Source organism: Bacillus sp. FJAT-22090, from assembly GCF_007676755.1.
Taxonomy (GTDB): domain Bacteria; phylum Bacillota; class Bacilli; order Bacillales_A; family Planococcaceae; genus Psychrobacillus.
In genome coordinates this window covers 1-23,684 of record NZ_VEBK01000006.1, presented here as the reverse complement: position 1 = coordinate 23,684, position 23,684 = coordinate 1, and the positions used below count along the sequence as shown (strand labels likewise).

22 protein-coding genes are annotated in these 23,684 nt (G+C 37.8%); 21 read left to right on the top strand and 1 reads right to left on the bottom strand.

Features of this window, described 5'->3' with window-relative positions; genetic code table 11:
* Positions 1-2 precede the first annotated feature (2 nt).
* The 15 genes from FS486_RS09260 to FS486_RS09190 all read left to right on the top strand — a co-directional run bounded on the left by FS486_RS09260 (position 3) and on the right by FS486_RS09190 (position 14,910).
* Positions 3-395, top strand: a complete 393-nt coding sequence (locus FS486_RS09260) for an Asp23/Gls24 family envelope stress response protein (RefSeq protein ID WP_144511055.1) — start codon at positions 3-5, stop codon at positions 393-395.
* Between the two features lie 341 nt (positions 396-736).
* Positions 737-1,102 carry a VOC family protein gene (locus tag FS486_RS09255; RefSeq protein ID WP_186321407.1) on the top strand — a complete coding sequence of 122 codons (366 nt, stop codon included), beginning with the start codon at positions 737-739 and terminating at the stop codon, positions 1,100-1,102.
* Positions 1,103-1,233: 131 nt separating this feature from the next.
* Positions 1,234-1,611 carry a transcription antitermination factor NusB gene (nusB, locus tag FS486_RS09250; RefSeq protein ID WP_144511053.1) on the top strand — a complete coding sequence of 126 codons (378 nt, stop codon included), beginning with the start codon at positions 1,234-1,236 and terminating at the stop codon, positions 1,609-1,611.
* Between the two features lie 27 nt (positions 1,612-1,638).
* Positions 1,639-2,496 carry a bifunctional methylenetetrahydrofolate dehydrogenase/methenyltetrahydrofolate cyclohydrolase FolD gene (folD, locus tag FS486_RS09245; RefSeq protein ID WP_144511052.1) on the top strand — a complete coding sequence of 286 codons (858 nt, stop codon included), beginning with the start codon at positions 1,639-1,641 and terminating at the stop codon, positions 2,494-2,496.
* 187 nt (positions 2,497-2,683) lie between these two features.
* The gene (xseA, locus tag FS486_RS09240) at positions 2,684-4,048 is read left to right on the top strand and encodes an exodeoxyribonuclease VII large subunit (RefSeq protein ID WP_144511051.1); all 1,365 of its coding nucleotides are present in this window, start codon (positions 2,684-2,686) and stop codon (positions 4,046-4,048) included.
* A complete protein-coding gene (locus tag FS486_RS09235) occupies positions 4,041-4,262 on the top strand; it encodes an exodeoxyribonuclease VII small subunit (RefSeq protein ID WP_144511050.1) in 222 nt (73 codons plus the stop codon). Before xseA ends, FS486_RS09235 begins: the two co-directional genes overlap by 8 nt.
* Positions 4,255-5,139 carry a polyprenyl synthetase family protein gene (locus tag FS486_RS09230; protein WP_144511209.1) on the top strand — a complete coding sequence of 295 codons (885 nt, stop codon included), beginning with the start codon at positions 4,255-4,257 and terminating at the stop codon, positions 5,137-5,139. Before FS486_RS09235 ends, FS486_RS09230 begins: the two co-directional genes overlap by 8 nt.
* Before the next feature lie 89 nt (positions 5,140-5,228).
* Complete coding sequence (gene dxs / locus FS486_RS09225; protein ID WP_144511208.1) at positions 5,229-7,124, top strand: 1-deoxy-D-xylulose-5-phosphate synthase; 1,896 nt, start codon at positions 5,229-5,231, stop codon at positions 7,122-7,124.
* On the top strand, positions 7,121-7,939 hold the full coding sequence (locus FS486_RS09220; protein WP_144511049.1) for a TlyA family RNA methyltransferase: 819 nt from the start codon (positions 7,121-7,123) through the stop codon (positions 7,937-7,939). Before dxs ends, FS486_RS09220 begins: the two co-directional genes overlap by 4 nt.
* A 123-nt stretch (positions 7,940-8,062) precedes the next feature.
* A complete protein-coding gene (gene ahrC / locus FS486_RS09215; protein ID WP_144511048.1) occupies positions 8,063-8,512 on the top strand; it encodes a transcriptional regulator AhrC/ArgR in 450 nt (149 codons plus the stop codon).
* Positions 8,513-8,550: 38 nt separating this feature from the next.
* A complete protein-coding gene (gene recN / locus FS486_RS09210; protein ID WP_144511047.1) occupies positions 8,551-10,254 on the top strand; it encodes a DNA repair protein RecN in 1,704 nt (567 codons plus the stop codon).
* 125 nt (positions 10,255-10,379) lie between these two features.
* Positions 10,380-11,336: a SpoIVB peptidase S55 domain-containing protein gene (locus FS486_RS09205; protein WP_144511046.1), complete on the top strand. Its 957-nt coding sequence runs from the start codon at positions 10,380-10,382 to the stop codon at positions 11,334-11,336.
* A 224-nt stretch (positions 11,337-11,560) separates the two neighbouring features.
* The gene (gene spo0A / locus FS486_RS09200) at positions 11,561-12,352 is read left to right on the top strand and encodes a sporulation transcription factor Spo0A (RefSeq protein WP_144511045.1); all 792 of its coding nucleotides are present in this window, start codon (positions 11,561-11,563) and stop codon (positions 12,350-12,352) included.
* Between the two features lie 268 nt (positions 12,353-12,620).
* Complete coding sequence (locus FS486_RS09195) at positions 12,621-14,192, top strand: flagellar assembly protein A (protein WP_144511044.1); 1,572 nt, start codon at positions 12,621-12,623, stop codon at positions 14,190-14,192.
* Positions 14,185-14,910, top strand: a complete 726-nt coding sequence (locus tag FS486_RS09190; protein WP_144511043.1) for a glycerophosphodiester phosphodiesterase — start codon at positions 14,185-14,187, stop codon at positions 14,908-14,910. Before FS486_RS09195 ends, FS486_RS09190 begins: the two co-directional genes overlap by 8 nt.
* Positions 14,911-14,914: 4 nt before the next feature.
* Here FS486_RS09190 and FS486_RS09185 read toward each other — a convergent pair whose 3' ends face one another.
* Positions 14,915-15,160, bottom strand: coding sequence for a DUF2627 domain-containing protein (locus FS486_RS09185; protein WP_144511042.1), 246 nt, complete (start codon positions 15,158-15,160; stop codon positions 14,915-14,917).
* Positions 15,161-15,289: 129 nt separating this feature from the next.
* Here FS486_RS09185 and FS486_RS09180 point away from each other — a divergent pair, with 129 nt between their 5' ends.
* The 6 genes from FS486_RS09180 to FS486_RS09155 all read left to right on the top strand — a co-directional run bounded on the left by FS486_RS09180 (position 15,290) and on the right by FS486_RS09155 (position 23,485).
* On the top strand, positions 15,290-17,311 hold the full coding sequence (locus FS486_RS09180) for a sigma 54-interacting transcriptional regulator (RefSeq protein ID WP_144511041.1): 2,022 nt from the start codon (positions 15,290-15,292) through the stop codon (positions 17,309-17,311).
* A gap of 86 nt (positions 17,312-17,397) precedes the next feature.
* Positions 17,398-18,492 (top strand): branched-chain amino acid dehydrogenase, encoded by a 1,095-nt coding sequence (gene bcd / locus FS486_RS09175; RefSeq protein ID WP_144511040.1) that lies wholly within the window; start codon positions 17,398-17,400, stop codon positions 18,490-18,492.
* A gap of 103 nt (positions 18,493-18,595) precedes the next feature.
* Entirely contained in the window at positions 18,596-20,026 is a 1,431-nt protein-coding gene (gene lpdA, locus FS486_RS09170) for a dihydrolipoyl dehydrogenase (protein WP_144511039.1), read from the top strand.
* Positions 20,027-20,042: 16 nt separating this feature from the next.
* Entirely contained in the window at positions 20,043-21,053 is a 1,011-nt protein-coding gene (locus FS486_RS09165) for a thiamine pyrophosphate-dependent dehydrogenase E1 component subunit alpha (RefSeq protein WP_144511038.1), read from the top strand.
* On the top strand, positions 21,053-22,036 hold the full coding sequence (locus FS486_RS09160; protein ID WP_144511037.1) for an alpha-ketoacid dehydrogenase subunit beta: 984 nt from the start codon (positions 21,053-21,055) through the stop codon (positions 22,034-22,036). The genes FS486_RS09165 and FS486_RS09160 overlap by 1 nt, the downstream gene beginning before the upstream one ends.
* A gap of 141 nt (positions 22,037-22,177) precedes the next feature.
* The gene (locus FS486_RS09155; protein ID WP_144511036.1) at positions 22,178-23,485 is read left to right on the top strand and encodes a dihydrolipoamide acetyltransferase family protein; all 1,308 of its coding nucleotides are present in this window, start codon (positions 22,178-22,180) and stop codon (positions 23,483-23,485) included.
* Positions 23,486-23,684: the final 199 nt, after the last annotated feature.

Here is a 23,684-nt window from a genome sequence, read left to right as displayed (position 1 = left end):
AAATGACAGAAACAATCGAACAAAAATTTGTTCAAATGACTCCTGAAGGAAAAGAAAATTTAGGGACAATTGAGATTGCTCCTGAAGTAATTACGGTAATTGCAGGGATTGCTACAAATGAAGTGGAAGGAATCGCTGGAACACGCGGTAATTTTGCTGCAGGAGTTGTAGAGCGCCTTGGAAAAAAAGTACATGGCAAAGGGATTAAGACAGAGATTACGAATGATGGATTATTTATCGATGTTTATTGTTTGGTAAAATACGGTGCTTCCGTTCCAACTGTTGCAAGAGAAGTACAATCTCAAATCCGCCAGGCGATCGAAAATATGACTAGTCTTACACCGAAAGAAGTTAATGTTCATATTACTGGTGTCCAATTCGATACTGCAGAATAACGTAGAAAGAGCCATCCTTTGGGTGGCTCTTTCTTTTATGAAGCGATAAGATCTGGCACAATTTGCCAAAAAACGATCAAATTTTTCTAAATTAATGTATGGAAAATAATATATTTTTGGTGTTATTAAATGATGGTTGATAACCGCCATAAAATGACTTAGAAAATAGAGTAAGTACAGAGCACTTCGAAAAAGATAGATGCCGTCTAGGTACCAGAGTTTTTATGATGTGCTTAATTACAGTTTCTCTAAATAGTAGGGAAAAAGTAGGGCAGGAAAAATTCCAACTATAAAGAATAAAGAAGTGTAATTCATTATTTATTTGGAAGGGAACGAGGATTGTGAATCTTAATGGGAATGTAGTTATTTGGTATTATGTAGAGGATTTACCTAGTGCGGTTGAATGGTATTCTAAAGTTTTAGGGATGAAGCCATCGAGTAATATTGATGTTGCTTATTTTTTTGAGATTAATGCGCAAACGAAATTGGCTCTTAGTAATCTCTTCAAAGCAAAGACGGAAAATGAACTTCCAAAAAGTGTCACATTAGATTTGCAAAGTGATGATATTTTTGAAACTCATCACATTTTAAAAGAAAAAGGTGTTCATGTAGAGGAAATAGAAAATCCTATTTTAAACTATCATGAATTTTATATCCAAGATTTAGAGAATAATCAAATTCGATTTCATGGTTTTAGGAAGGGATAAATAGATATTTTCTCTTGTTCCGGTAAATCAATAGCAATCAAACTTGTTTTTTCTTTCTTCTCATACGCATAATGATGAGAAATATGCTATTATTGTTCTTTAGATAGTTACATTTAAAGGAGAACTTATTTATGAAACGAAGACAAGCAAGAGAGCTTGCATTGCAAGCGCTATTCCAGTTAGACAATCACGAAATTTCAATAGAAGAAGCAATTGGACATGTTACTGAAAGCCAAGATTCATTTTTAACTCAGTTAGTAAGTGGTGTAATTGAGCATAAAGAAGAAATAGATGCTTCTTTGGTAGATAAGTTAGAAAATTGGTCCCTTGCCCGTTTACCGAAAATAGAGCGGACAGTTCTTCGTATAGCTGTGTACGAATTGCTGTTTACAGAAGAAACACCTGCAAAAGTAGTTATTAACGAAGCGTTAGAAATATGCAAAGTGTTCGGCGATGAAAAATCTAGTCGGTTTGTAAATGGTGTGTTATCCAAATATACAGAGCAATAATCTTTGTGGAATAAAGGAGCGTTAATAGTGACAACTAATAAAATTGATGGTAAACATATAGCGAGTCAAGTAACAGAAAAAGTAAAAGAACGTGTAGAACGTTTAAAAACTCAAGGTATTACTCCAGGTTTAGCAGTTGTATTAGTTGGAAATAATCCAGCGTCCCAAACATACGTAAATAACAAAACGAAAACATGTGAAAAACTTGGAATGTATTCCTTGATGATTGAGTTAGAGGAGACCATTACGGAAAAGGAACTTCTACGACATGTGGAGTTGCTAAATAACGATGAAAAAATCCATGGTATTTTAGTTCAATTACCATTACCAAAGCAAATTGACGAAGATCGAGTGATTGCTGCGATCTCACCTCTTAAGGATGTAGATGGATTTCATCCGGAAAGTGTTGGAAAAATGATGATTGGTCAGCAAACTTTTCTTTCATGCACCCCTTTTGGTATCATGAAATTATTAGAATATAGTGATATAGATGTTGCCGGAAAACATGCTGTTATTATTGGTAGAAGCAATATTGTGGGAAAACCGATGGGGCAATTACTCTTACAAAAAGATGCAACAGTTACATATTGTCATTCTAAAACAAAGGATCTGCATGCATTCACTAAACAAGCCGACATTTTAGTCGTAGCTACTGGCCGAGCTAAAATGATTGATGCTAGTTATATTAAACCAGATGCCGTAGTAATTGATGTTGGTATAAATCGGGACGAAAATAACAAGCTTTGTGGAGATGTCGATTTTGATTCTGTTCAAGAGGTTGCTTCTAAAATCACACCAGTTCCAGGCGGAGTGGGTCCAATGACTATCGCGATGCTTATGGAAAATACTTGTTTAGCAGCAGAAAATACGCTAAAACACGATTAGTAAGAAGAGCTGTTTTTCTACAGAAAGACAGCTTTTACATTGTCAGCTTTATACAGAAAAGGTACAGACCCAACTGTATAAAGCCAAGCCTCTGGCAGATGCCACCATGTTGAATTGAGACTTTTCGATTTAACATATTGATGCAAGTACTCCGAGGCGTAATCGATCAGTCTGAGGAGTTGTTTTTGTGTCATCACATACATACTTAACTGTAAAAGCCTTAACTAAATACATAAAAAGAAAATTTGATGCGGATACCCATTTAAGAGATGTGTACGTTAAAGGTGAGCTATCCAATGTGAAGGTCCACTCAAGCGGACATATTTATTTTACGTTAAAGGATGACACAGCTAGGGTCACTTCAGTCATGTTTGCCATGAATGCTAGAACGCTCAAATTCATGCCAGAAAGCGGTATGAACGTGCTTGTTCGGGGGGACATTAATGTCTTTGAAGCGGCAGGTCAGTATCAACTCTATGCCTCCAGTATGCAACCAGATGGTATAGGAGAACTTTTCTTGGCTTTTGAACAATTAAAAAAGAAATTAGAAAGTGAAGGATTGTTTCATCCTAGCCGTAAAAAAGCAATTCCTGCGTTCCCTAAAAAAATTGGGGTTGTTACATCTAAAACAGGAGCCGCGATCCGTGATATTTTAACGACTTTGGAACGTAGATATCCGATTAGCGAGGTAGTGGTATTTCCAAGTATTGTTCAAGGACCTCAAGCAGCTCCCTCCATCGTGAAATCTATTGAACAGGCGAATAGCATAGGTTCCATTGATGTCCTAATTGTTGGTAGAGGTGGAGGATCCATTGAAGATTTATGGGCATTCAATGAAGAACAGGTAGCTAGGGCAATTGCAAAAAGTCATATCCCAATAATTAGTGCTGTCGGACATGAAACAGATACTACAATTGCAGATTTTGTTTCCGATTTACGAGCTCCAACTCCAACAGCGGCAGCAGAAATGGCTGTTCCAAATAAAGCAAATCTCATGCAAAATATTTTGTCTTACCAATCCGCCAGCCTACATTTTGTATCAAAAAAGCTTGCAGATGAAAAAAATAGATATAAAAGAGCAATGGAGTCACCTGTTCTTTCAACTCCTGAAAAATTATATCGACCTTTCATTGAGAGATATGTACGGACCGAGCAACAATTACAACGTGAAATAAGTCGTTTGTATCAGGATAAGGGGCGGAACTTTACACAATTACAAACTAGATTGATTCAACTTTCTCCACAAAAAGTGATTGATCAGCATCATAAAACGGTGCAAATGATCACGAACCAACTGAACCAAGTGACTATTTCGATTTTCGATAAATATCAGCAACAATTTGTTAGTTCCATACGTACTTTAGAAGCATTAAATCCACTGAAAATAATGGATCGCGGCTATAGCATTACATATAAAAATGGAAAGTTAGTAAAATCGGTTGAGGATGTTGGAAAAGGCGATTCCATCTTTGTTACACTCGCAGATGGTCGTCTCGAAGCGATTATTGAGCAAGTGGAAGAAAATAGAGAGGGGACTACTAGTAATGACTAAAAAAGAAATTCCATTCGATGAAGCAATGCAACAATTGGAAAATATCGTTCGTCAATTAGAACAAGGTGATGTGCCGCTTGAAAATGCAATAGAGCTTTACCAAAAAGGAATGGAGCTCTCTAAAGTATGCAGTGAAAAACTACAAAGTGCAGAAAAACAACTTGTCTCTTTTATGGGAGAAAATAGTGAAGAAGCTGGTAGTTCCAATGAGTAATGGATTACAGGCTTTTATACAAACAAATCAACCGATTATTGAACAACAATTAAATACATTAATACAACAGATTAGTGCTCCAGAAAAGTTAAAAGAGGCAATGACATACTCATTACAAGCTGGTGGTAAACGTATTAGACCATTATATACGCTTGCGGTATTAGAAGAACTCGGTGCGAAAAATGATGACGCTTTTGAGGTTGCTAGCACAGTGGAAATGATTCATACATATTCTCTTATCCATGATGACCTACCAGCAATGGATGACGATGATCTTCGAAGAGGAAAACCAACAAATCATATAGTGTTTGGTGAAGCACTTGCTATCTTAGCTGGGGATGCGCTTGTTACACTCGCATTTGGAATACTTGCGCGTGTTTCCAAGTTAACAGCAGATCAAAAAGTACAATTGATAGACCGACTTAGCTATGCTGCTGGAGCGGAAGGTATGGTTGGTGGACAGGTATTGGACATGTTGGGTGAAGGACAGTCATTGACACTTGATCAGTTAGAGGAAATTCATATAAACAAAACGGGGGCACTTCTTTCTTTTAGCATAATAGCTGGTGGTATTATTGGTAATGCTTCCCCAGAAATCATGAATGCACTTCAAAAATACGCATTCCATATTGGTTTAGCTTTTCAAATCCAAGATGATATTTTAGATATCGAAGGTACTTCTGAGCAGCTTGGAAAAACTGCGGGAAAAGATGTATTAAGCGAAAAAAATACATATCCTTCTATCTTAACAATGGACGGAGCAAAAGAGCAGTTGCAAATACAATATGAGTCAGCGATAAATGCATTAGAAAAAGTCAATATGCATGAAGGCCTTCTTGTAGAATTTGCCAATTATATTACAAAAAGATCGAACTGATAGCGTTAAACTTTGTTTTAATACAGTTTATTGATATTATATTAACTAGCTGTAAATAAGGAAATCTTAAAAGAAGGTGTGTGATGGCAATGGATTTAACTTCAATTTCTAGCCCATCCTTTTTAAAAAGTTTAGATAATGAACAATTAAAGGAATTAAGTGAAGATATTCGAACATTTTTAATAGAGAAGTTATCTGTAACGGGTGGCCATATTGGACCAAATCTTGGTGTTGTCGAATTGACAATTGCGCTGCATAAATCATTCAATAGTCCGGAAGATAAATTTCTTTGGGATGTAGGACATCAGGCATACGTGCATAAAATTTTAACAGGGCGCGCAGATCAATTTGATACGTTACGCCAATATAAAGGACTTTGCGGTTTTCCAAAAAGAATCGAAAGTGAACATGACGTGTGGGAAGCAGGACATAGCTCCACTTCTCTTTCTGCTGCCATGGGAATGGCGAAAGCACGTGATTTACAAAATAAAAAGAATTATGTAGTACCCATTATTGGGGACGGTGCTTTAACTGGTGGAATGGCATTAGAGGCACTGAATCACATTGGGCATGAAAAAACAGATATGATTGTTATTTTAAATGATAACGAAATGTCAATTGCTCCAAATGTCGGGGCCCTTCATAATGTTTTAGGAAAGCTTCGAACACATGGTACGTACAATAAAGCAAAAGACGAGCTAGAGTCTTTATTGAAAAAGATCCCTGCAGTCGGTGGCAAGCTTGCCGGTACTGCGGAACGTGTAAAAGATAGTTTGAAATATTTACTTGTGTCAGGTGTTTTCTTCGAGGAAATGGGTTTTACCTATTTAGGTCCGATTGATGGGCATAGTTTAGAAGATCTAGAAGAAAACTTGCAATATGCAAAGAAGATGAAAGGTCCCGTCCTTCTTCACGTTATTACGAAAAAAGGAAAAGGATACAAACCAGCTGAGCAAGACAAAATTGGTACTTGGCACGGTACGGGTCCATACAAGATGGAGACAGGTGATTTTGTTAAATCATCTACCAAAGCACCATCTTGGAGTGGTCTTATTGCGGAAACAGCTCGAAAACTTGCCCGTACAGATAAACGCATTGTAGCGATTACTCCTGCTATGCCTGTGGGATCAAAGTTAGAAGGGTTTGCTTCAGAGTTTCCTGACCGAATGATCGATGTCGGAATAGCAGAGCAACATGCAACCACGATGGCTGCAGGTATGGCTGCAGATGGCATGAAGCCATTTTTAGTAATTTACTCAACGTTTCTCCAACGTGCATACGATCAAGTGCTTCACGATATTTGTCGTCAAAACTTAAATGTGGTTATTGGTATTGACCGATCTGGCTTGGTAGGGGCGGACGGAGAAACACATCAAGGGGTATATGATATTTCATTTTTACGACATATGCCTAATATGGTCATTATGATGCCAAAAGATGAAAACGAAGGTCAACATATGGTGAAGACGGCATTCGATTACGCTGATGGCCCAATTGCACTAAGATATCCAAGAGGAAACGGCTTAGGAGTTCCAATGGATGATCAACTAAAATCGATTCCAATTGGTTCTTGGGAAGTATTAAAAGAAGGTACACAAGCTGTAATCTTAACGTTTGGAACGACAATTCCAATGGCATTGAAAGCAGCAGAGCAATTAGCAGAATCTAATATTTCAGTTGAAGTAGTGAATGCGCGATTTATTAAACCGCTAGATGAAGAGATGCTCCGAAACTTGCAAGAACGTAATATTCCTATTATTACGGTGGAAGAAAGTGCACTGCAGGGCGGTTTTGGTAGTGCGGTTTTAGAATTTTTCAACGAGCATAACTTACAGGCGAACGTAAAAAGAATTGGAATTCCAGATATGTTTATCGAGCATGGAGAGGTTAACCAGCTACTTGAAGAAATTCATATTACATCGGAAGACATTGTTAAGCTCGTAAATAAGACTGTTAGTGAAGCATCAAGGTATATATCCTCATGACAAAAATACCGAAAGAGCGAGTAGATATACTTTTAGTGGAACAAGGGTTATTTGAAACGAGAGAAAAAGCAAAACGTGCTATAATGGCAGGGCTTATATATAAAAAGGAAGAACGCATTGACAAACCTGGTGAAAAAATAGAAGTCGATTCTATTTTAACCGTTAAAGGCCAAGTGTTGAAATATGTAAGTCGAGGCGGTCTAAAGCTAGAAAAAGCATTGGAACAATTCGATCTTACTGTTCAAGACAAAATTATGCTAGATATCGGTTCCTCAACAGGTGGGTTCACCGACTGTGGATTGCAAAACGGTGTCAAGCATGCATATGCATTAGACGTTGGGAGTAACCAGCTCGCGTGGAAAATTCGTCAAGATTCACGGGTAACTGTTATGGAGAAAACGAATTTCAGATACTCCACACCCGCTGATTTCAGTGAGGGATTACCTACCTTTGCATCCATAGATGTTTCTTTTATATCGCTGAAACTCATTTTTCCAACTTTAAAAACTATTTTGTTCCCAAATGGAGATGTAATTGCTCTAGTGAAACCACAGTTTGAGGCAGGAAAAGATCGAGTTGGTAAAAAAGGGATTGTAAGAGATCAAGCGGTACATGTAGACGTTTTGAATGAGATTGCCAACTTCGCTGAAACGCAACATTTCCAATTGAAAAACGCATCTTATTCACCAATTACCGGTGGAGAAGGGAATATCGAGTTTCTTTTTCATTTAATAAGCGTAGACGAGGGGCAAGTTACCCCTCATGGAATAGATTTTACAAAACTCGTCAACGAAGCGCATAATTCATTAAAATAATTCGCGACTCTGAGTAGAGTCGCGTTTTTTCTTGTGAGTTTTTTGACGAAGTGCTAATGTATAAAGTAAACAGTATAAAATAAAACCTCAAAACTCGGATAAACATATAAAAGGATGGATTATATGAACAAAGGACAAAGACATATACGCATTCGCGATATTATTGCTAATCATGAAATAGAAACACAAGATGATTTAGTCGATTTTTTAAAAAATACAGGGTATAACGTAACACAGGCAACAGTTTCGAGAGATATTAAAGAACTGCATTTAGTCAAAGTACCACTGCCAAATGGAAATTATAAATACAGCCTACCAGCAGACCAACGTTTTAACCCAACTCAAAAATTACGTCGTGCATTAACAGATGCATTTGTAAGTATCGACGGGGCAAGCCACTTTTTAGTTATGAAAACGTTACCAGGTAATGCCCATGCAATTGGTTCGTTGATAGATTATTTGGATTGGAACGAGATACTGGGGACAATCTGCGGTGATGATACTTGCTTAATCTTATGCAGAGAAGAAGCAGATAGTGAAACCGTAAAAAATCGGCTTTTAGAAATGCTTTAACTTTGTCGAGTTGTAATTGATAAAAGAGGTGAGCGTTGTTGTTAAAGGAATTATCGATCAAAAACTTTGCAATTATTGATGAGTTAACTGTTAGTTTTGATGAAGGGCTTACAGTATTGACTGGAGAAACAGGTGCAGGAAAGTCTATAATTATTGATGCCGTGCATTTATTATGCGGTGGAAGAGGTTCTCAGGAGTTTATACGCCATGGAGCAAAAAAAGCTGAGTTAGAGGGATTATTTATCATTTCTAATCCCACCCATGGAGTATTTAAAAAAATGACAGACGTTGGAATAGATATAGATGAAGAGGCCATTATTTTAAGAAGAGATATTAATGATTCGGGAAAAAGTGTTTGTCGGGTGAATGGCAAACTTGTCACTATAGGCATCTTAAGAGAAATTGGTGCCTCTTTAATTGATATTCATGGCCAACACGAAAGCCAAGAGTTGATGGATGATAAAGCGCATATCCATCTATTGGATCAATTTGCTGGTGAAGATCTAAAACTCGTAAAAGAATCCTATAAGGAACTGTATACCCTTTATAAAAAATGGAAAAAAGAACTTGCTACATTAACGGAAAATGAACAACAAATCGCCCACAAAATAGATTTGTATACATTTCAAGTGGATGAGATTGAAGAAGCAGGTTTAGTCGTTGGAGAAGAGGAACAGCTTCAAGAAGAAAAAAAGAAACTACTAAACTTTCATAAAGTTTTTGATAAGATGAGCAGTGCATACGAAGCTATATTAGCAGAATCTAAAGGATTGGATTATATTGGAACAGCGATGGCAGATTTACAAGATATAGCAGATGTCGATAAAAATATGCAAGACTTAAGTGAAAATGTTTCATCCGCTTTTTATATGCTACAAGATGCAGCCTACCAGTTAAAAAATGAACTCGATGAAATGGAGTACGATAGTAATCAGTTACAATTTGTTGAGGACAGGCTTGCTTTAATACAAACATTGAAAAGAAAATATGGTTCGTCGATTGAAGAAATTTTACAATACAAAGAAAAAATTGCGCTTAGTTTGGAACAATTAGTGAACAGGGATGAACAAATTCAAAAAATGGCAGGGAAAATAAGCCAAATTGAAAAAGATTTAGAGCTTGAAGCGAATGATTTGACCGATAAACGCAAAATTGCTGCTAAACAATTGAGTAAAGCGATAATGGAGCAATTACAAGAACTGTATATGGAAAAAGCAACCTTTTCCGTCATGTTTCATGAGACATTAAAAGCAGTATATAATGAGAATGGTCTAGATGAATTATCTTTTTATATTTCTACCAATGTAGGAGAGCCGTTAAAAGCGCTAACGAAAATTGCGTCGGGTGGAGAATTATCTCGTATGATGCTTGCACTTAAAAGTATTTTTTCCAAACATCAAGGAATCACATCCATCATTTTCGATGAAGTAGATACCGGTGTAAGTGGTAGAGTAGCACAAGCTATTGCAGAAAAAATTGCTGGGATTGCAACTAATTCACAAGTGCTTTGTATTTCCCATTTACCACAAGTGGCAGCAATGGCGGACCAGCATTTAATGATTAAAAAAGAAGTAAATGGGAACAGAACTTTTACGGTTCTGGAAGAAGTCATTGACGATAGACGTGCAGAGGAACTAAGTCGCATGATGTCGGGAGCTGAAATTACAAGTACTACCTTGCAACACTCTAAAGAGCTGTTAAAATTAGCGAACGATCGAAAAAAAATATTACGTAACGCGTGAAGACCCGCTCCATAAGGGTCTTCTTTTTTTAGTTTTTTGGCTAAACCAGACTTTTTTTATTATCAATTATTTACCTCACATAGAGTTCTTTTTGGGGGACATAGTAACTGTATAGGAGGTGAAATATGAAAAAACGCTATCGTAAATGGTCGCTAATGCCAATACTTTTCTTTACATTATTCTTTGCGAGTAATCCTACTTTTGCAGAGCAAACCTCTGTTGTTCCACTTGGTCAATCAATTCAAATAGATCTTCAATACGGCGCTGTATTCCTCAGCCATGATGTAATGTTAACAGATGAAGATTGGTTGCGAGCAGGTGATTCCATTCACCAAATAAACGACCAGACGATAACAAATCTAGAGGATGTAAAAACGCATGTAAAAAATAAAGAACAAATTACTATTCAGTATGAGCATCATAAAAAAATGTATACAAAAGAAATAACTTCTGAACAAACGCTGAAGCTTCTTCCATTTTTACGTGATGCAACAGAAGGAATTGGGACATTAACATATTTTGATCCAGTGACAAAAGAATTCGGAGCATTAGGCCATCAAATTGTTGACCATACGACAGGAGTTACGCCTGACTTTTCGGAAGGCTCTATTTACTTATCCTCCATTGAACAAATAAAGAAGAGTGTGCCAGGCCAACCTGGATATAAAATCACTTCACATGATTCAAATACCTCTCCAATAGGTGGAGTGGACGAGAATAATGTATATGGTATATTTGGTAAGTTAGAGGATAACGCTTTAGAAAATATACCGATGCAACAAGTAGAAATTGCGGACACAGAAGCAATAATGACAGGTGAAGCAATTATGCGAACATCCATCGATGGTGAAAAAGTACAAGACTTTACTATAAATATTTCCTCGGTCGATGGACATCTTTTTCAATTCACTGTTACCGATGAATCGCTTATACAAAAAACAGGGGGCATTTTACAAGGGATGAGTGGAAGCCCCGTCATCCAAAAAGGTAAACTAATCGGCGTAGTTACCCATATGTATGTAGATAAGCCCAAAAATGGTGCTGCGCTTGCAATAACCGAAATGATGAAAAAAAATCCATGAAAATGAGCATGAAGGATAGACCGAAATTTGGTCTATCCTTTTTCATGAAGTACAGATACAATGGAGATAAATAAAAATAGACAAAATTGTCGGAATAGTTAGTTGACTGTCGAAATTGGTAGAAACCGTAATAGGAAAGACTTATTTTTAACAAAAATAAAGGAAGTAGTCTAAAAATAGCGAATAGTACCTAAGTCAAAAAATACAAAAGGTGGATGATTAATATGGAGAAAATTAAAATAGCGATAGTTGATGACAATAAAGACTTACTTCGGACAATGGGATCTTACTTTGAACAGCATCCAGAAATAGAAGTCATTGGGACGGCAGGTAATGGGAAGCTTTGTTTGGAGCTATTAGAAACAAAAAAACCAGACGTCCTTTTACTCGATATTATTATGCCACATTTAGATGGAATTGCAGTACTGGATAGTTTGCAAAAAAATAACATGATAAATGACATTCAAATTATTATGCTAACTGCTTTTGGCCAAGAGGATGTTATGAAACAAGCTGTCGATTTAGGGGCATCCTATTTTATGCTGAAACCTTTCGAATTTGATCGTCTCGTAACACAAATTAAACAAGTGGCTGGCAAAAAAGAATTTGTCCAAGACTTCCCAGTAAAATCTAGTCCAGAAAAGGATGCGGCGCAAAGTAAGCGAATGATTGATCACACAATAACAAATGTCATTAAGGAAATTGGTGTTCCTGCTCATATTAAAGGATATTCATATTTAAGAGAAGCAATCCAAATGGTTTATACAGATGTCGAGTTACTTGGCTCTATCACGAAAGTATTATATCCGGAAATCGCCAAAAAATTTCAAACGACACCGTCTCGTGTAGAACGAGCGATTCGTCATGCCATCGAAGTCGCATGGAACAGAGGAAACTATGAAACTATTTCGAAAATGTTTGGCTATACAGTACATCACCTGAAATCAAAACCTACTAATTCAGAGTTCATCGCGATGATTGCAGATAAAATTCGTATGGAGAATATGGCTAGCTAAGTAGGAATGTATAAGGTCCAAAAATCATCATGGTAAATCGCACTCATAAATAATTTATTAAATTGCGACCTACTCCATCAAAGAGCGGGTCGTTTTTGCGTGGAGAAAAGATTATAAGTGTGACCAAAAGACTAATCTTTAATTTGGAGTACTCTTTTTTCAATAACCATACTAGGTATTAATGCAGATTTTCACTATATTTGACCAATTTTTTTCGCGCAATTCTAAATTGAGGGTATAATAATGCTTGAGAGGAAGTGTGCGTTGCATGATTATTGAGAAAAATGATGAAATAACATTATCAGAAGAGAATGGTCGTGTATTCATTGCGATTAGTAATAATGGATATAATTTGAAAAAGTTCGATGAAATAACTCGCAAGTACACACGATTGAAAGTATCTGATTTTATGGCTTTGAAAAAAGCAGTAGAAAATAAATCTCAGGAGCCCATAGAAATAGGTAGTTGGATTGAAAGCATGGAGTTAATTATAAGTGAAGATAAAATGGAAGCGCTTTTAACCATTTATGAATCACAAACATATATTCAGGAAAATTTAGCCGACATTCAAAAAAGTATTCAAATTTTGCTAGCTGACCATCATATTACTTATGGTCAGGAGCCAATTGATTTATTGACAGTAAAGACAGGAAAGACATACATAGTGGCAAAAGGATTACCTCCTCAAAAGGGAAAAGATGCGGTAGTAACCTATTTAAGTCAGGCCGAAAAGAAGCCAGTCGTGAATGAGGACGGAAAAGCAGACTACTTTGACATGAATTTCATCGTCGAAATTAAAGAAGGATCCTGGTTAGGTGAAAAAGTTCCACCCCAAAGCGGCATAGAAGGAAAAAATATATTAGGTGAACCTGTTCCCGCTGAGCCAGGGGAAGATGTGCCGTTGAAATACGACATGAATAGCGCATATGAGGTTGAGGAAGATGGTAAAACGGTTTTACGTTCAAAAACAAAAGGCGTGATAGGAGAAGTTAATGGAATACTGTCTGTACAAAAGCATCTCATAATAGAAGGTGACGTCGGTTTAGAAACAGGGAATCTGACGTTTGATGGATCTATTCAAGTAAAAGGGACTGTTATGCCTGGGTACTCGGTTATTGCTTCAGGGGATGTTTCCATAGAAGCTAAAGAAGGTGTAAATTCAGCAGAACTTATTAAATCGACAGAAGGAGATGTATTTATAAAAGGTGGCATTTTCGGTCGGAATGTTACAACGGTAGAAGCGCTTAAAAATATTTACGTAAAGCATGCCAATGAATGTACCTTAGAAGCGAAAGGGAATATCCATATAGGATATTATGCTCTCGGTTCGATTATTGTTGCTAACGAACTTTTCTTGGATAAACAGAAAGGAAAAATTATTGGGGGAAAAGTGATAGCAACCAATTCTATTACAGCAGCATACTCTGGTAATAGCTTAGAAAGAAAAACGGAACTTATCGTGCAAGGCGTCGATCGAAAAATATTAACGGAGAATGCCAAGATAAAAGCGAAAGAAATGATGGGCTTACAGGAACAAATGACAAAGTTGAACTATCAAATTAGTCAATTTAACCAACTAAAAAATAAAATGACTGTTCAACAAATTGCTATATTTGAACAAACAAAACAAAAGTATAATAAATTACAACATGATGCAAAAGAATTGGACACAGAAATCCAACGAATATTAAAAATGCTTCGACATACCGCAGATTATTATATTACAATTACAAAAGAAGCGAATGCTGGGACGATAATACAAATTGGCCATAAGTCCTCTGTCATATCCAGTCCTACAAAAGGGAAATTTAAAATAGAAAACGGGGAGTTAAATGTCTAATATACCTGTATATGCACATCGTGGTGCACCGAGTGGATCAGTTGAAAATTCTTTGAAGGCTTTTAAGCGCGCGGTCAAAATTGGAGCGGATGGCATTGAGCTAGATTTACAACTTTCTGCAGATGGCGTTGCTTTTGTCACCCATGATATTGATTTTTTTCGTTTGGCTGGAAAAAATCGACGAATTACGGATATGACCGCTGAGGAAATATTACAATTAAAGTTGGGTAAGGCATTTAATCGTAAATTTTTTTATAGTAGAGTTTTGACATTTGACGATTTTCTACAATTTGCTGTACCAATTGGTATTAAGCTTAATATTGAGCTGAAAGAATCTTTTCTAGGTAAAATTGAAAAAATTATAGAAGTGGTTGAAAAAACAAAAGGGATACCGGATGTTCATTTTTCTTCTTTTGAATTTAGTATATTGCAAACAATTCACGCGATGGGACTGAAAGCAAAAACAGCTTTTATTGGCAAAAAAAACTCCGACTGGGATTATGTTTTATCCATTAAGGAGTTTGAAGCAATCCATTTGAACAAAAGATTTTACAATTCGGAACTAATGTACAAAATATGGGGTGCGGGTTTTCCTATTCGTTATTATAATGTAAAAGGAAACGAAAAATTTATCACTAATCCACATGAATCGGTTATTGGATGGATTACAGATTATCCAGAAAAAATCATACAACGACAGAAAAGGAATCTGACTTAAAAAGTCATGATTCCTTTTTCTTTTGAAATCGTGGAGCTACTTTTCCGTTCTTACGATCCCGATTCAGTAAAAAACCGGCAAAAAAGCCTAGTCCTAAAACAGTGAAAATAATCCCACTTATAAATTGTACAGCCAAGCCTCCGATAGGGAGAATTTGTAATCCGAAAAACGTATCTCTTATTAATTTAATTCCAAACGCTGCTAAAATTCCAGGAATTAATAACACGATTAAAGCCGCTAAACGTCCCAATTTCTTCACTCCTGTTCCTACCAATTTAATTTTACATGCAAGAATATGATTGTCAACGGAAGAAACTTGCGTTATGATAAATGAGAAGTGCAATAAGTTGCGAAAGTGAAAACGGGGGTGTGCATATTTTTGCAAAACATACTCATTGTAGGTGCAGGTAACGGTGGATATGCACTTTTGAAGTTGATTGAACAGGCTGAGTATCTACAAGTAGCAGCAATAGTCGACATCAACAAAAAAGCCCCCGGGGTAATCTACGCAAAAGAGCATCATATTCCAACCTATTTAGATTGGAAGCCACTTTTGAGTAGAGATATTCAAATCATCATTGATGTAACAGGTCAAAAAGAAGTATTTCAGGAACTTCTTGCGAATCGACCTGCTACAGCGGTGCTTATACCGGGTGAAATTGCCAACTTAATCGTTACATTATTAGAAGAAAAAAATAACTATATCCAAATCATTGATCGTAAAAAAATGATGCAAGAATTGATTTTTAATTCCATCGAAGAGGGCATGGTTGGTGTCAATGATAAAGGAATCGTAAACTTTTTTAACAAAAGTGCGGCAAAAATGACGCAAATTTCTATCGACCAAGCAATTGGTAAACCAGTGCATGAAGTTATCAGCTTAAGTGAATTACCAAGGATATTCGAGACTGGTCGTGTCGAACTGAACAAAGAACTCACTCTTGAAAGCGGTACCAAAATAGTGACGTCCAGGTATCCAATGATCAATGAAGAGGGAACACGAGTTGGGGCATTTGCAGTTTTTAAGGATATTACAGAAGTTCTTCGCCTTGCAGAGGAAATTACAAATCTAACAGAAATCCAAAAAATGTTAGAAGCGATCATCTATTCGAGTGATGATGCCATTTCAGTAGTAGATGAGGAAGGAAAAGGAATACTTATCAATCCTGCCTATACTAGAATTACTGGCTTCACTGAAGAAGAGGTAATCGGCCAACCTGCAACAGCGGATATTTCTGAAGGGGAAAGTATTCATTTAAAAGTATTACAAACTAAAAAACCGATTCGTGGCGTAAATCTTCGTGTAGGAAAGCAGAAAAAAGATGTAATTGTTAATGTAGCTCCTATTCTTGTGAATAACGAATTAAAAGGAAGCGTCGGAGTAATCCATGATATGACGGAGATGCGAGGACTAATGAAAGAATTAGACCGTGCTAAAACGCTAATTCGTACATTGGAATCATCGTATTCCCTAGAGGATATATCAGGGAATTCCAAGGAGATTGACTTTGCAATTGACCAAGCAAGATTAGCGGCAAGCGTACCTGTTACTGTACTCTTAAGGGGAGAGGTTGGTGCAGGGAAAGATTTATTTGCTCATGCAATTCATAGCGAAAGTAATCGATCGAATCATCCTTTTATTCGCGTAAACTGTAGTTCATTAGAAGAGCATCTATTGGAAAAGGAATTATTCGGCTTTGAAGAAGACGGATTAAATCACACAGGATTGTTGGAGGATGCTGCGGGTGGTACGATTTTCTTGGACGAAGTTGGGGAACTTACGAAAAAGACGCAAGCAAAATTGTTACGCTTTCTTCGTGAAAACGCTATCATTCGAGTGGGGGGTACATCCTCGATTCCTGTAGATGTTCGAGTTATTGCAGCAAGTAGTTTAAATTTAGAAAAAGCAATGCGAGAAGGAACATTCAGGGAAGATTTTTACTTCCAATTAAATCGAATGCCAATTTATATTCCATCTTTGCGAGAGCGAAAAGAAGATATCCCAATAATAGCGGAACATTTGCTAGTGAAGCTAAACCAAGAGTTTGGTCGAAATGTTGAAGGATTTTCGGAAGAAGCAATCGACAGTTTACTGCAATATGATTGGCCGGGAAATGTTCGTGAGCTCGAAAACATTATAAGCCGTTCCATGATTTTCTTGCAGCCGAATGATCGGTTTGTCGAAGAACATCATCTTCCCAAATCAATGCTTGTCCTAGCAAATGAGGACAAGGAAGAGACTGCAGATGGAACACTTGCAGAGCAAATGGATGAAATGGAAAAGAAAGTGTTAGCCCGAACGCTAAAAGTTTATAATGGCAATAAGTCACAAACGGCAAAAAAGCTACAAATTTCGCTTCGTACTTTGTACTACAAATTAGAAAAATATAATTTGATCTAAATACGTAATAATGGGAGTTATGTTCAAGCAACAAGGGGTATTTATTATATATAATCAAATCATTTGACTACTAGGAGGAACTACACATGGAAATTTTCAAATATATGGAGACTTACGATTATGAGCAATTGGTATTTTGCCAAGACAAAACTTCAGGACTAAAAGCAATCATTGCTATTCATGATACAACACTAGGTCCAGCACTTGGTGGAACACGTATGTGGAATTATGCTTCAGAAGAAGAAGCAATCGAAGACGCTTTACGTTTAGCAAAAGGTATGACATACAAAAATGCAGCTGCTGGTCTTAATCTTGGAGGCGGAAAAACGGTAATTATCGGAGACCCATTAAAAGATAAAAACGAAGAAATGTTCCGTGCGTTTGGTCGTTTCATCCAAGGGTTAAATGGTCGTTATATCACAGCAGAGGACGTTGGTACGACAGTTGCAGATATGGATCTTATCCATGAAGAAACAAACTATGTAACAGGTATTTCAGAAGCATTTGGTTCTTCGGGAAATCCGTCTCCAGTAACAGCTTACGGTGTATATGTGGGGATGAAAGCTGCAGCAAAAGAAGCATTTGGTTCTGACTCACTTGAAGGAAAAACCGTAGCAGTACAAGGAGTAGGGAACGTAGCCTATACATTATGCGAGTATTTACACAAAGAAGGTGCAAAACTGATTGTAGCAGATATTAACCAAGCTTCAGTTGACCGTGCTGTAAATGCATTCGATGCAGTTCAAGTAAGTGTAGATGAAATCTATTCACAAGATGCAGACATTTTCGCACCATGTGCATTAGGGGCTATTATAAACGATAATACAATTCCACAATTAAAAGCAAAAGTAATTGCAGGTTCAGCTAATAACCAATTAAAAGACACGAAACATGGCGATTTAATCCATGAAATGGGTATTGCCTATGCACCAGATTACGTGATTAACTCAGGTGGAGTAATTAATGTAGCTGATGAATTGTACGGCTATAACCATGATCGTGCGATGAAACGTGTAGCTGGAATTTATGATAAAATCGAACGTATTTTTGAAATCTCTAAGCGTGACGGTGTTCCAACTTATGTGGCTGCTGATCGTTTAGCGGAAGAGCGTATCGCTCGCGTCAGCAAGTCTCGTAGCCAATTCTTACAAAACGGCAAACATATTATTACTGGACGATAATACAACACAAGCAAATAATAGAAACGAATGATAGGCCGACTTTGGAAAAGGCGGCCTTCTTCGTTCAAATTTTAACTTGTTTATAGAATAGGGGGATTACGCTTTGGCAAAAGAATATGATGTAGTCATAATTGGCGGAGGTACCGGCGGTTACGTCGCAGCTATCCGATCTGCTCAACTTGGTTTGAAAACTGCTATCGTTGAAAAAGGAAATCTAGGTGGGACTTGCTTACATAAAGGATGTATTCCTAGTAAAGCTTTACTTCGTAGCGCAGAAGTATATGCTACTACAAAAAACCATGCTGCAGACTTCGGGGTAAATACATCTGAAGTAACGCTTGACTTTAGTCGTGTGCAAGCTCGTAAAGAATCGATCGTTAGCCAATTGCATCAAGGTGTACAGGGGCTTATGAAAAAAGGTAAAATTGATATATTTGAAGGTACAGGGAGAATGCTTGGACCATCTATCTTTTCCCCTTCACCAGGCGGAACAATCTCAGTTGAGATGAATAATGGGGATGAAAACGAAATGCTCATCCCTAAAAATGTAGTGATAGCTACAGGTTCAAGACCTCGCTCATTGCCTGGCTTAACTATTGACGGAACATTTGTTATGAGTTCGGACGATGCCTTAGCAATGAAGGAGTTACCAAAATCGATTCTGATTGTTGGTGGCGGTGTTATTGGAATCGAATGGGCTTCCATGTTAAATGATTTCGGTGTTGAAGTGACGGTCATTGAATATGCTGATCGTATCATCCCTACAGAGGATAAAGATATCTCAAAAGAAATGCAAAAATTACTTGCTAAAAAGGGAGTTACATTTGTAACTAGCGCCAAAGTTCTTCCTGAAACGTTGGAAACAGGAGAAGGACGAGTAACAATCTCTGCAGAACTAAATGGGGAAAACAAATCATTCACTGCTGAAAAAATGCTTGTATCTGTTGGACGTCAAGCAAATGTAGAAGGTATTGGCATTGAAAATACCGATATCGCTGTGGAAAAAGGTTTTATCCAAGTATCAGAAACATTCCAAACAAAAGAATCTCATATATATGCTATTGGTGATGTGATTGGAGGACTTCAACTCGCTCATGTAGCAAGTCATGAAGGAATCACCGCTATCGAGCATATTGCTGGTAACGAAATATCACCAATTGACTATGCATTAGTTTCACGTTGCATCTATTCAAATCCAGAAAGCTCAAGCGTTGGTATTACGGAACAACAAGCAAAAGAGCAAGGCTTTGATGTAAAGGTTGGTAAATTCTCATTTAAAGCAATTGGAAAAGCGCTAGTTTACGGTGAATCAGATGGTTTTGTGAAAATCGTTGCAGACAAAGCAACTAATGATATTTTAGGTGTCCATATGATCGGACCACATGTAACAGATATGATTTCAGAAGCAGGTCTTGCTATGGTTCTGGACGCAACTCCTTGGGAAATTGCGCATACGATCCATCCTCATCCAACGCTTAGCGAAGTAATGGGTGAAGCTGCACTCGCTGTAGATGGTAAAGCTATTCATATGTAAAGAGGAGGAATACTAAATGACAACAAATCGTCACGAAGAGTTAGGTTTAACAAATGAAGATGTGTTGAAAATGTTCGAAACAATGCTTATGGCACGTCGAATTGACGAGCGTATGTGGTTATTAAACCGTGCTGGTAAAATTCCTTTCGTTATTTCTTGTCAAGGTCAAGAAGCAGCGCAAGTCGGAGCAGCATTTGCACTAGATAATACAAAAGATTATATAGCACCGTATTACCGTGATATGGGAGTCGTTTTACATTTCGGTATGACCGCAAGAGATTTAATGCTTTCTGCTTTTGCAAAAGCGGAAGATCCAAACTCTGGAGGCCGTCAAATGCCAGGTCATTTCGGACAAAAGAAAAATAGAATTTTGACTGGTTCTTCACCAGTTACAACTCAATTGCCACATGCTGTGGGAGTAGCTTTAGCTGCAAAAATTGAGAAAAAAGATTTTATTACGTTTGTAACATTAGGAGAAGGTTCTTCTAACCAAGGGGATTTCCACGAAGGACTAAACTTTGCGGGAGTTCACCAATTACCATGTATTACAATGGTTGAAAATAATAACTACGCAATCTCAGTTCCATTTGAACGCCAAGTAGCGAGTAAAACAGTTGCAGATCGTGCATCTAGTTACGGTATGCCTGGTGTCACTGTAGATGGGAAAGACCCGATTGAAGTATACAAAGTTGTAAAAGAAGCGGCAGACCGTGCACGTAATGGCGAAGGCCCAAGTCTAATCGAAGCAGTGACTTACCGTTTAACGGCCCACTCATCTGATGATGACGATCGTCAATATCGTACAGCTGAGGACATCGCGGAAGGAAAAGCTTTGGATCCACTTATCACATTCGCAAAATACTTACGAGATCTGGATATTTTACCAACAGATTTAGAAAAAGAAATAAATGATCGTATTATGAAGGAAGTAAACGAGGCAACAGATTATGCAGAAGCTGCACCGTATGCTGCTCCAGAAGATGCTTTGAAATATGTTTACGCTGAAAAAGATGGGGGGAACGCATAATGGCAATCATGTCTTATATCGACGCAATTACGCTTGCAATGAAAGAAGAGATGACTCGTGATGAGCGCGTGTTCGTTCTCGGAGAAGATGTGGGCCGTAAAGGCGGTGTATTTAAAGCGACGAATGGTCTATATGATGAATTTGGGGAATATCGCGTTTTGGATACACCTCTTGCAGAATCTGCAATCGCTGGTGTAGGAATTGGTGCTGCAATGTACGGGCTTCGTCCTATTGCAGAAATGCAGTTTGCAGATTTCATTATGCCTGCTGTCAACCAAATAATTTCGGAAGCGTCACGTATCCGCTACCGTTCAAACAATGACTGGACTTGTCCGATTGTTATCCGTGCTCCATTCGGCGGTGGTATCCATGGTGCACTTTATCACTCTCAATCAGTAGAAGCAGTTTTTGCAAACCAACCTGGATTAAAAATTGTCATTCCTTCTACTCCATACGACGCAAAAGGATTATTAAAAGCGGCAATCCGTGACGAGGACCCTGTCATGTTCTTTGAGCATAAACGTGCTTATCGACTTATTAAAGGAGAAGTTCCAGAAGACGATTACACAATCGAAATCGGAAAAGCTGACGTAAAACGTGAAGGGGAAGACATTACCGTTATAACGTACGGATTGGCTGTCCACTTTGCATTACAAGCAGCAGAACGCCTTGAAAAAGACGGAATTTCTGCACATGTCCTTGATTTGCGAACAATCTATCCATTAGATAAAGAAGGAATCATTGAAGCTGCGTCCAAAACAGGAAAAGTATTACTTGTTACAGAAGACAACAAGGAAGGCAGCATCATCGGTGAAGTAGCAGCAATCATTGCAGAGAACTGTCTATTTGATCTGGATGCGCCAATTATGCGTCTTGCTGGACCCGACGTTCCTGCTATGCCGTATGCACCAACAATGGAAAAGTTCTTTATGATTAATCCCGACAAAGTCGAAAAAGCAATGCGCGAGCTAGCGGCATATTAACCTCATACAGCAAAAAAGATTTTGCTGTATGAAGTTAAAGCCTCCGGCGGATGTCACAGATTTTTAAAGGAATTTATCGAGCAAGCTCGATAAAATCTGGACGCAAATACGCCAAGGCGAATTTGATAAGGAGGAATTCAAATGACACTAGAACAAATCAAAATGCCCCAACTCGGGGAGAGTGTTACAGAAGGCACAATTGAAAAATGGTTAGTGAAACCAGGCGATCATGTCAATAAATATGATGCATTAGCAGAAGTAAACACAGACAAAGTAACAGCTGAAGTTCCTTCTTCTTTCACTGGTGTGATCAAAGAACTGATTGCAAATGAAGGAGACACACTTGCCGTTGGAGAAATCGTTTGTACGATTGAAACAGAAGGTGGGTCGACAGAAGAGATTGTAGAAGTTGTAGAAGCGGCACCAGAACAACCAACAGCAGAAACAGTGAAACCTGCTGAAGTGCAAAAAAATGCTGCTCCAATAAACCGTGAAAAAGGTGCAAAAGCTCGGTATTCACCTGCTGTATTAAAACTTTCTCAAGAACATGGGATCGACCTTACATTAGTTGATGGTACTGGTAATGAAGGACGAATTACACGTAAAGATCTACTGAAGATTATTGAAAGCGGAGAAATCCCAGTAGCTAAACAAGAAGAGCCGAAAGTGGAGCAAACTCAAGCTACACCGCAAGCACAACCTTCTGCTGCTCCAAAAACAGCGCTAGTGAATGTTCCGGTGGCAGTTGGAGATATAGAAATTCCAGTAACAGGTATTCGTAAAGCGATCGCAGCGAATATGCTTCGCAGCAAACACGAAGCACCTCATGCGTGGACAATGATTGAAGTGGATGTAACAAGTTTAGTACAATATCGCGACTCCATTAAAAATGAGTTCAAACAAAAAGAAGGCTTCAATGTTACATACTTTGCTTTCTTCGTAAAAGCTGTTTCCCAAGCACTAAAAGAATTCCCTATGATGAATTCGATGTGGGCTGGAGACAAAATCGTACAGAAAAAAGACATCAATATTTCCATCGCTGTAGCAACGGAAGATGCGCTTTTCGTTCCAGTTATCAAAAATGCGGATGATAAAACAATTAAAGGCATCGCACGTGAGGTAAACGAACTTGCAGGAAAAGTTCGTTCTGGTAAATTAAAATCAGACGAAATGCAAGGTGGCACTTTCACCGTAAATAACACAGGATCATTCGGTTCTGTTCAGTCTATGGGAATTATCAACTACCCACAAGCTGCGATTTTACAAGTTGAATCCATCGTGAAGCGTCCAGTTATTATGGACGGTGGAATGATTGCAGCTCGTGATATGGTAAACCTATGTCTATCACTTGACCATCGTGTACTAGATGGTTTAGTTGCGGGCCGCTTCCTAGCACGTGTAAAAGAAATATTAGAAAATATTACAAAAGAGAATACATCCGTATACTAAACAAGAGAGACTCAAAATCGTTTTCGAAACGGTTTTGAGTTTTTTATTTGTAACGTCCCTACTATGTTAAATAGATAGACAACAAAGTTAAAAACCATTGTTTTCAGGGTAAATAAGAAGTACCAATCACAGAACATCCAAAATACCCACTCACACCAAAAGGAGCTGAAAACAATGGTTCTATCTACATTTAACCATA